We start from the raw sequence: 9,393 nt of genomic DNA on the forward strand, positions 1-9,393 counted from the left end.
GGGCCCCCTGGACCGGAGTCCAGGGGGCCCGCGCGGGTGTTCCCGGTCAGCAGTGGCGGTAGAAGTACCCCGGCTCGCCGACCGGCACCAGGTCGCGGTCCCGGATCAGCGTGGCGGCCGGGCGGTCGGCGGTGCGGCAGACCTGCTCGACGCCACCGGGCAGGTCGTCGGTGTACTCCACGTCGAAGACCCGCTGGCCGTAGACCGACGTGTAGGCCGAGCACTCGTCCCAGCGGACGCACTCCTCGGCCACGGCGAAGTCGAAGCCCGCCTGGTCGCGGCCCCGCGCCCCCAGCTCGGTGGTGTTCTTCTGGCCCGCCAGCAGGTCGTGGCGGTGCGCGATGGCGACCAGTTCGGTCGCCATCGCCAGGTTGTTCTCCAGGCTGAGCCTGCCGTTGGAGCGCGTGTAGGAGTCGAGGTTGTCGAACTCCACCGCGTCGAAGCCGGATTCGGCGCACACCCGCACCGTCTCGCCGATGATGGCGGCGATGCGGGCGCGCTTGTCCGCCTTGGAGGTGTCCAGGATCAGCTCGTCCGGCCAGCCGGGGTCGACCACGGGCCTGCCGCGCCCGTCGGTCAGCACCAGGTCGCGCCGCTGCTGCAACCACAGCTCCCGGTCCTGCGGCTGGGTCTGGAAACCGTTGACGTAGCAGACGTTGTACAGGCCGGGCTCGGGCTCGGCGGTGCTGTCGCGGACCACCAGGCCCACCCCGTTCGGCGGGTCGTAGGCGCCGCCGAGCTGGTAGTCGACCTTGACCCCCACGGGGAAGGCGGTCGCCGCGGCAGCGGCGGGCACTCCCGCTCCCGCGACCACCGCACCGAGCAGGACGACTCCGAGAACCGCTGGTTTCATCGCACCCCTCACATCGGATCGGTGAAGATCATCCTAGCGGCGCGCGATCTTCGCCCCGGTGCACCACTCGTAGCCCAGCAGCAGCCCGAAAAACGGGGGGCGGGCACCCCCGGTGCAGCACGGAACCGTGACCACTGTCCGCGTATCCCAGGTGCACCACGCGCCACACCGAGCAGGGACGCGGCAGCGCGGGCCAGCGTCCCCCCGGTCAGCAGCACCTCGTCGTCGGGATGGGCGTGGAAGGCCAGGACGGTTGCCATCGCACCATCCTGGCCCGCCACCGACCGGGCATCGGGCCCGGTCGGCGCTCACCCCTGCGCGCCGATCACCTCCACCGGGCGCGACCGCAGGGCGACCCTGGTCGGGATGCCGATCGCGAGCAGCCCCAGCACCGCCGTCACGCCCACGATCGCCAGGTAGACCAGCGGTGGCGCGGAGGGCATCGGCGAACCGGTGAGGCCCAGGCTGATCCCGACCAGGGTGGGCACCGCCGCGCCCGTGCCGACCACCACCGCGATGCCGATCACCAGCAGCGCCTCGATCCGCGTCATCCGCAGCACCTGCCGCCTGCCGGTGCCGACCAGGCGCAGCAGGGCGAACTCCCGCGACCGCTCGACCGTCGCCATCACCAGCGTGTTCACCACCGAGATGGCCAAGTACCCCAGGACCACCAGCAGGGCGAGCAGGTTGATCCAGGACTGGGCGTCGCGCTGGGTCTGCCCGGCGGCGCTGAGCGCGGCGCGGTCGAGCACCGACACGCCGGGGAACCGGTCGGCCAGCGCGCCGAGCTCCGCCGTGCCGTCCGTGCGCACCAGGACCGACTGGTCGAGCCGGGTGGTGGTGTGCGCGGCGAGCACGTCGCGGGACAGCGTCACGTCGCCGAACCCGAGGCCGCGGCCGTAGAGCGCGACGACCCTCGGCCGCAGCTGCGCGCCGTCGCCAAGGCGCAGGTCGATCCTCTCCCCGAGGCCGACGCCGATCGTCTCGGCGGCGAGCACGCTCAACGCGACCGCGTCGCCGTCCAGCTCGGCCAGGTCGCCCTGGCTGACGCGCAGGTCCAGCGTGCGGTCCAGGCCGTCGACGGCCAGCCCCTGCGCGGCGTAGGGGGAGATCTGCGGTTCCCCGGCCATCAGGTGGCGCACCAGCACCTGGCTGCGCACCACGGGCGTCGCGGCCCGCACGCCGGGGGTCGCCCGGACCGCGTCCACGACCGCCGGGGCCAGCCCCGCCTCACCGGAGACCACGACGTCGGCCACCACCCCGGCGTCGGCCTGCTCGGCCGCGGCGGCGCTCACCGTGGTCTGGGTGAAGATCTGCACCGAGGCCACGGCGACCGCCAGCACCAGCGGTGTCACCACGGTGGCCAGCCGCCGCGCGCTCGCGGTCACGCTCGCCACCGCGAGGTGCCCGCCCACCGGGGCCACCGCCCGCAGCGGCCGACCGGCCAGCCGCGCCGCCGCGACCACCAGCCGGGGACCGGACAGCGCCGCGGCGAGCACCAGCAGCAGCGCCGAGGCCGCCGCGCCCGCCACCGCCTGCTCGCCGGGCAGGAACAGCGGCACCGCGGCGGAACCCAGGCCCAGCGCCGCGCACGTCCACCCCAGCGCCACTCGCACGCGCCCCAGCCGCGCCGGTTCCACGGCCGCCTCGCGCAGCGCCTCCACCGGCGCGGTCCGCGCGGCGCGGCGGGCCGCGACCCACCCGGCGACCCGCGCCGTGGCCACCACCAGCAGCACCGCCGCCACGGCGGGCAGCGGGCCGATCGCCAGGCCGAAGTCGGCGGGCAGCAGTCCGGAGGCGGCGAACGCCGACCGCAGCAGGTGCGCCACGCCGTAGCCGGGCGCGACCCCCAGCAGCGCGGCGACCCCGGCCACGGCCAGCACCTCCGCGCCGACCAGGCGGTGGATCTGGCGGGGTGTCGCGGCCACCGCCCGCAGCAGCGCCAGTTCGCGCTTGCGCTGCTGGATCGACAGCCCCAGCGTGCCCGCCACCACCAGCACGGAGATCATCAGCGTGGTGCCCGCGAACGACAGCGAGACCAGCACCAGCTCCGACCGCGCCCGGCCCACGTCGAGGAACTCCGCGTCGCCGCGGTCGTCACCGGTGTGGGTGGCCACGTCGAGGTCGGGCAGCGCGGCCCTGATCCGCCCGGCCAGCTCGTCGGGGTCGACCCCCGGCCGGGCCAGCACGCCGATCACGTCCACCTGATCGGGCCGCCCGGCCAGCGCGCGGGCCCGCTCGTCGGTGAGGAACAGGGCGGGCTGCCGCCCGGTCCGCACGCCCTCGGGCGCGGCGGCGACACCGGTCACCGCGTACCGCTCCGGCACCCCGCCGACGGCCACCGGCAGCTCGTCGCCGACCCCCACGCCCAGCCGGTCGGCCAGGCCCGCGTCGAGCACCAGCTCCCGCGGCCCCTTCGGCTCGGCGCCCTCCCGCACCGCCAGCGGGGTCAGCGCGGCCGAGCTCCAGCCGTGCGCCCGCACCCCCTCCGCACCCGGCACCACCACCGGCACGGCCGTCTCGCCGATCGCGCGGTCCACGCCGGGCACCACCGCCACGCGGCCCACCGCGTCGGCGGGCAGCGGGACCCGCTCGACCAGCGGCACCTCGATGCCCGCTTCGTCCGGCACGGCCTGCCTGCCGCCGACGACCACCGCCGCCCCCGCGTACCGCTGCGGGGCCACCCCGGCGCGCAGGCCGGACTCGAACAGCACGCCCAGCGCGGTGATCAGCGCCGAGGCGCACAGCACCGCGACGAACACCCCCGCGAAGCCACCCCAGCGGTGGCGGATCGAGGCCAGCGCCAGCAGCCGCACGCTCACCACTCCCCCAGCTGCGTCATCCGCTCGGCCACGGCTTCCGGCGACGGCCGGTCCAGCGCGCCCGCCAGCCGCCCGTCGGTCAGGAACACCACGCGGTCGGCGTAGGAGGCGGCGACCGGGTCGTGGGTCACCATCAGCACGGTCTGCCCGGTGCTGTCCACGACGTCGCGCAGCAGCTCCAGCACCTGCCTGCCGGTGCGGCTGTCCAGCGCGCCGGTCGGCTCGTCGGCCAGCACCGCGTCCGGCCGGGTGATCAGGGCGCGGGCGATGGCCACGCGCTGCTGCTGCCCGCCGGAGAGCTGGCTGGGCAGGTGGTGCAGGCGGTCGGCCAGCCCGACGCGCCGCACCACGTGCCCCAGCCACTCCCGGTCGGGCGCGCCCGCGCCCAGCAGCAGGGGCAGCACGATGTTCTGCTCCACGGTCAGCGACGGGACCAGGTTGTATGCCTGGAAGACGAAGCCGACCCGCTCCCGCCGCACCTCGGTCAGCCGCTTCTCGTCCAGGGCGGCCAGGTCGGTCCCGCCCAGCAGCACCGATCCGGAGGTGGGCCGGTCCAGACCCGCGGCGCAGTGCAGGAAGGTGCTCTTGCCGGAGCCGGAGGGCCCCATCACCGCGGTGAAGGTGCCGCGCGGCAGGTCGATGGACACCGCGTCCAGGGCGGTCACCGCGCGGTCGCCCGAGCCGTGCACCTTGGACACCGCGGACAGCCTGATGGCGGGTTCTGCGCCGGTGACGCGCACCGGCTCGGTCGTCTCGATCACGCGAGTGACGCTATTGGCGTCGGTGCGGCCGAACGATCCCCCAGCCTGCCCGGTTCGGAGTACAGCCCGCTATACCTCCGGTCCGCGCGGAGCCACCGGTCAGACGACGGCGCCCTCGGTCGGGAACGGCAGGGCCGCCAGTTCGCCCCGGTAGCGGCGCAGCGGCTTGAAGGCGTTCCACGCCAGCGCGCCGGTCAGCCTGCCGCCCACCCGGTAGAGGGCCACGAACGCCGACCCCTCGGGGCTGCCGTCCACGACCTCAACCTCGGCGTCCGCGCCGAGCAGGCCGTACGCCTGGATCTTGACGTCGTACTGGTCGGTCCAGAAGTACGGCAGCGGGCTGAACGACGTGGTGTCCCCGTGCAGCAGGTTGACCGCCGCCGCCTGGCCCTGCTCCCCGGCGTTGCCCCGGTGCTCCACCCGCATCCGCCTGCCGAACCGGGGGTTGGGCCAGCTGGCCACGTCACCCGCGGCGTAGACGCCGGGCGCGGCGCGGCAGAACCGGTCGCAGACCACCCCGTCGGCCAGGTCCAGCCCGGAGGAGCGCAGCCAGTCCACGGCCGGGCGCGACCCGATCGCCACCAGCACGCACTCGGCCTCCAGCACCGTGCCGTCGGTCAGCGCCACCCCGCTCACCCGGCCGTCGGAGGCCACGAACCCGGACACGCCCACGCCCGTGCGCAGCTCGACACCCCGGTCGCGGTGCAGCTGGGCGACCCGCCCCGCCACGGTCTCGCCGAGCTGCGCCACCAGCGGCAGCGGCAGCAGGTCCACCACGGTGACCCGGTGGCCCAGCCCGGCTGCCGTGGCGGCCACCTCCGTGCCCAGGAACCCGGCGCCGACCACCACCAGGTGGCGCGCGGTCGCCAGGCTCTCGCGCAGCCCCGCCACGTCGTGCGCGCCGCGCAGCACGTGCACCCCGGCCAGGTCGTGGCCGAAGGGCAGCCGCAGGGGTGTGACGCCGGTCGCCACGACCAGGCCGTCGTAGGGCAGCGGGTCCGCGTCCTCCAGCAGCAGCCTGCGCCCGTCCAGGTCCAGCCCGGTCGCCCGGTCGCGGACCACCGCCACGTCCAGCGCCTCGAAGTCCGCGTCGGCGCGCAGCCGGGCCCGCTCCAGCGGCCACTGCCCCGACAGCACCTGCTTGGACAGCGGCGGCCGGTCCACCGGCGGCCCCGGCTCGCCCGCGACCAGCGCCAGCCGCCCGGTGAAGCCCTCGCGCCGCAGCGCTTCCACCGCGCTGATCCCGGCGGCGCCGCCGCCGACCACGACGATGTTGTCCGACACCCGGCAACCTCCCAGCGCGCGATCCCTGACGATCTTCATATCAGCACCCATGATCCCGTTCACAGGACCGTCGGGGCAGGACCGCGCCCACGCGTGTGGTGAGCGACACGGTCTGCGCCAATGGGGGCAGCACGCTGAGCCGTTCGCCGAAGCCACCGGGTCTGGAATCATGGCCGCCGAGGAACAGGAGGCCCATGGCGATCACCCGAGGGTTCACCCGGCGGGGCGGCGGCGAGCGCGATCCGAGGCTGCCACCCGGCCAGCACGACGCGGGCGACGACTGGCCGGTGCTGCACGCCGAGGCCACGCCGTCCATCGACACCGACCGGTGGACCTTCACCATCGACGGCCTCGTCGACACGCCCACGACGTGGACCTGGGACGAGATCCGCGCGCTGCCCCCGGACCACTACGAGGGCGACATCCACTGCGTCACCACCTGGTCGAAGTTCGGCATGAGGTTCGACGGGGTCTCGGTGGACACGCTGCTGGAGGCGGCGGGCCCGCAGGACGACGCGGCGTTCGTGCTCGCCCGGTCGCACACCGGCTACACCACCAACCTGCCGATCGAGGACATCACCGACGGCCGGGCGTGGGTGGTGTGGGACGTCGACGGCGCGCCGCTGACCGACGTCCACGGTGGACCCGCGCGGCTGCTCGTGCCGCACCTGTACTTCTGGAAGAGCGCCAAGTGGGTCTCCGGGCTGACCCTGCTGGCCGAGGACGAGCAGGGGTTCTGGGAGCGCAACGGCTACCACGACCGGGGCGACCCCTGGCTCGAGCAGCGCTACCAGGGCGACTGATGGTCGCGCCCGCGCGCACGGGGCCGTGGCAGCAGGCCACCGTGCTGGAGGTGCGGTCGGAGACGCCGACCGCGAAGACGTTCCGGCTCGGGCTGTCCCGGCCCGCGCCGCACCTGCCCGGCCAGCACTACGTGCTGCGGCTGACCGCGCCCGACGGCTACCGCGCGCAGCGCTCCTACTCGGTCGCCAGCGCTCCCGGTCGGGCGGAGATCGACCTCACCGTCGAACTGCTGCCCGGCGGGGAGGTCTCGGAGTTCCTGCACGAGGTCGTGGAGCCGGGCGACGAGCTGGAGGTGCGCGGCCCGCTGGGCGGCTACTTCGCCTGGGACGGCGAGCGGCCCGCGCTGGGCGTGGCGGGTGGCTCCGGGGTCGTGCCGCTGATGTCCATGCTGCGCCACGCGCGGGAGATCGGCAGGCCCGAGCTGGTCCGCCTGGTGGTGTCGGTGCGCTCCCCCGCCGCGCTGTACTACCGCGACGAGCTGCCGGGGCCGCAGACCACGCTGGTCTACACGCGGACCGCCCCGCCGGGCTCCCCCCGGCCCGCCGGGCGGCTCACCGCGGACGACCTGGCGCCCGCAGTGGAGGACCGGGACGTGTTCGTCTGCGGGACGCCTGCGTTCTGCGACACCGCCACCGGACACCTGCTGGGCCTGGGAGTGCCCGCCGGGCGGATCAGGGTGGAGCGGTTCGGCCCGTCCGGCTGAGGCGCCCGGCGGACCGATTCCGCTTTGACACCCCTGACACAGTGGACCTCATGGATCATGAGGACGACGCCGCCGACGCGCTGCGCCGCATGGCCGGGCTGGCCACGCCGATGGCGCTGCGGGTCGCGGCGACCCTGGGCCTGCCGGACCGCCTGCTCGGCGACGGCGCCTCCGTCGAGCGGCTCGCGGCCGAGCTCGACGCCGCCCCGATCGCGCTCGACCTCCTGCTGGCCCACCTGGCGACCCTCGGCGTCGTCGAGCGCACCCCCACCGGCTACCGGACCAGCGCGTACGGCGAGCACCTCCGCCTGGACGCGGGCAACGGCCTGACCGACCTGCTGCGCCTGGACACCGCGGGCGGCCGGGCGGAGCTGGCCTTCGTCGAGCTCGCCCACAGCGTCAGCACCGGTCGCGCGGCCTACCCGCGCCGCTACGGGCAGGACTTCTGGGCCGACCTGGCCGAGCACCCCCACCTGCGCGAGTCGTTCGACCGGCAGATGACGCACCGGTTCCGGGAGCAGCTGCCGCGGATCGTCGCCGGTGTCGACTGGTCCCGGTTCTCCAGCGTCGTCGACGTGGGGGGCGGCCAGGGCAGCCTGCTGGCCGCGATACTGACCGCCCACCCCGGTGTGCGCGGCCACCTGGTCGACCTCGAGCCGACCGCCGCCGACGCCCGCCGCACCTTCACCGCGCAGGGGCTGGACGACCGGGCGCGGGTGACGGCGGGCAGCTTCTTCGACCCGCTCCCGGCGGGTGCGGACGCCTACCTGCTGTTCGACATCCTCCACGACTGGGACGACGAGCACGCCCACCGCATCATGAGCCGCTGCGCCGAGGCCGCGCACCCGGCGGGGCGCGTCCTGGTGGTCGAGGCGGTCGCGGGGCTGCGCGCCGACAGCGAGAGCGACCTGGCCATGCTGGTGATCTTCGGCGGTCGCGAGCGCGGGCTCGACGAGTTCCGGGCGCTCGGCTCGGCGCACGGCCTGCTCCTGGACGGCGTGACCGAGCTGACCGACCAGCGCTGCCTGCTGGAATTCCGGCTCTCCGCCGACGGATGACCTCCCGCCTGCCGCGAACCGAGCGTCCGGACACCGCGAACCGAGCGTCCGGGACGCCGGGCGGGGCCGGCCGCCGTCAGGAGGGCAGCTTCTTGGCGGCCGCCGCCGCCAGGATCTTCGCCTCGAGGCAGTACTCCTCGCCCGACCGGTCGCCCTGCACTGTCAGCACCAGCACGTCGAGGTAAGCCCGCTTCGCCGGACTCGCGGGCAGGTGGGGGACGTGGATGGTGCAGCTCTTGCTCGAATCGGTGTCCAGCCAGACGTACACCACGCGACCGTCCTCCAGCCGGGTCAGCTCCCCCTTGGGCACCTCGTCCGCCGAGTGCTGGTCGTAGCGCAGGTTGATGCCGAGCCCACCGGTCGTGCTGCGCCACTTGCACGCCCAGTTGCCGAACACGTTCAGCGCCGAGCCGCCGTTCACCCCGGCCACCGCGGTGAGCACTTCGTCATCGAGCAGCGCGCAGGCGTCGACGCGGGCGAGCGAGTCTTCGGGGAACGGGGTGGCGCGCCGGGGAATCTGACCGCCGCGCAGCACCTCCAGCACGGTGGCCGCCGCGGCGTCGGCCAGGGGGCAGAGGTCCAGCGGCGGGTTGTCCAGCTTCGCGCTGACCCGGACGGCGTACCTCTCGTCGGCCACCACCGTGCGGTCGCACTCGTTGCTCCGCAGGGGTTCCTCGACCACCTCCAGGGGTTGTCCCTGCACGGTGCGGGACGCGCGGGTGATCAGCTGGATCTCGATGTCCACCGGCTCCTTCGCACCGACGTGGACCAGGGCGTCGCAGCGGTTGAAGTTGCCGTAATCGGTCACCACCCGCACGGTGCCGAACCGGCTCAGCTCCTCCTCGTCGATCAGCGCGCACGGGTCGGCGGTGCGCTCGTCGCCGATGAGCCCACCGGCGGACGCCTGCTGCTGCGCGGCGGGCACCTGGTGCTGCCTGATGACCACCGCGGTGCTGATCGCCACGACCAGCACGAACGCCGCGGCGATCCGCGCCAAGAGGCGGCGCCGCGGTGCCCTGGCGGGACGTTCCACCGCGGGCGGCTCCCAGTCGCCGACGATCTCCTTCAGGCGCGACCGGACCTCGTCGGCGGTCGGCCTCCCGGCGGG

The 9,393-nt window shown here is 74.9% G+C and carries 8 protein-coding genes and 1 pseudogene; 3 read left to right on the plus strand and 6 right to left on the minus strand.

Translation table 11 applies throughout. The annotated features are described in order from the left end of the window. Positions 1–46: 46 nt before the first annotated feature. The 5 genes and pseudogenes from IEZ00_RS14750 to IEZ00_RS14770 all read right to left on the minus strand — a co-directional run bounded on the left by IEZ00_RS14750 (position 47) and on the right by IEZ00_RS14770 (position 5,720). Positions 47–853 carry an endo alpha-1,4 polygalactosaminidase gene (locus IEZ00_RS14750; RefSeq protein ID WP_189223776.1) on the minus strand — a complete coding sequence of 269 codons (807 nt, stop codon included), beginning with the start codon at positions 851–853 and terminating at the stop codon, positions 47–49. A gap of 100 nt (positions 854–953) precedes the next feature. Then, positions 954–1,113, minus strand: a pseudogene (locus IEZ00_RS14755) (PIG-L family deacetylase); the annotation flags it as partial. A 48-nt stretch (positions 1,114–1,161) separates the two neighbouring features. Further along, the gene (locus tag IEZ00_RS14760; RefSeq protein WP_189223777.1) at positions 1,162–3,675 is read right to left on the minus strand and encodes an FtsX-like permease family protein; all 2,514 of its coding nucleotides are present in this window, start codon (positions 3,673–3,675) and stop codon (positions 1,162–1,164) included. Continuing rightward, positions 3,672–4,388 (minus strand): ABC transporter ATP-binding protein, encoded by a 717-nt coding sequence (locus tag IEZ00_RS14765; RefSeq protein WP_189223924.1) that lies wholly within the window; start codon positions 4,386–4,388, stop codon positions 3,672–3,674. The genes IEZ00_RS14760 and IEZ00_RS14765 overlap by 4 nt, the downstream gene beginning before the upstream one ends. A gap of 147 nt (positions 4,389–4,535) precedes the next feature. Beyond that, positions 4,536–5,720 carry an NAD(P)/FAD-dependent oxidoreductase gene (locus IEZ00_RS14770; protein WP_229795659.1) on the minus strand — a complete coding sequence of 395 codons (1,185 nt, stop codon included), beginning with the start codon at positions 5,718–5,720 and terminating at the stop codon, positions 4,536–4,538. A gap of 194 nt (positions 5,721–5,914) precedes the next feature. Here IEZ00_RS14770 and IEZ00_RS14775 point away from each other — a divergent pair, with 194 nt between their 5' ends. Genes IEZ00_RS14775 through IEZ00_RS14785 form a run of 3 tightly spaced genes read left to right on the plus strand, consistent with a single transcriptional unit; the run spans position 5,915 to position 8,285 of the window. Further along, positions 5,915–6,523 (plus strand): sulfite oxidase-like oxidoreductase, encoded by a 609-nt coding sequence (locus tag IEZ00_RS14775; RefSeq protein ID WP_189223779.1) that lies wholly within the window; start codon positions 5,915–5,917, stop codon positions 6,521–6,523. Continuing rightward, positions 6,523–7,227 carry a ferredoxin reductase gene (locus IEZ00_RS14780; RefSeq protein WP_189223780.1) on the plus strand — a complete coding sequence of 235 codons (705 nt, stop codon included), beginning with the start codon at positions 6,523–6,525 and terminating at the stop codon, positions 7,225–7,227. The genes IEZ00_RS14775 and IEZ00_RS14780 overlap by 1 nt, the downstream gene beginning before the upstream one ends. Before the next feature lie 50 nt (positions 7,228–7,277). Continuing rightward, positions 7,278–8,285 (plus strand): methyltransferase, encoded by a 1,008-nt coding sequence (locus IEZ00_RS14785; protein ID WP_189223781.1) that lies wholly within the window; start codon positions 7,278–7,280, stop codon positions 8,283–8,285. A 76-nt stretch (positions 8,286–8,361) separates the two neighbouring features. Here IEZ00_RS14785 and IEZ00_RS14790 read toward each other — a convergent pair. Continuing rightward, a partial coding sequence (locus IEZ00_RS14790) for a hypothetical protein (protein ID WP_229795661.1) occupies positions 8,362–9,393 on the minus strand: 1,032 nt, incomplete at its 5' end.

This window comes from Saccharothrix coeruleofusca (assembly GCF_014648515.1).
Lineage (GTDB): Bacteria > Actinomycetota > Actinomycetes > Mycobacteriales > Pseudonocardiaceae > Actinosynnema > Actinosynnema coeruleofuscum.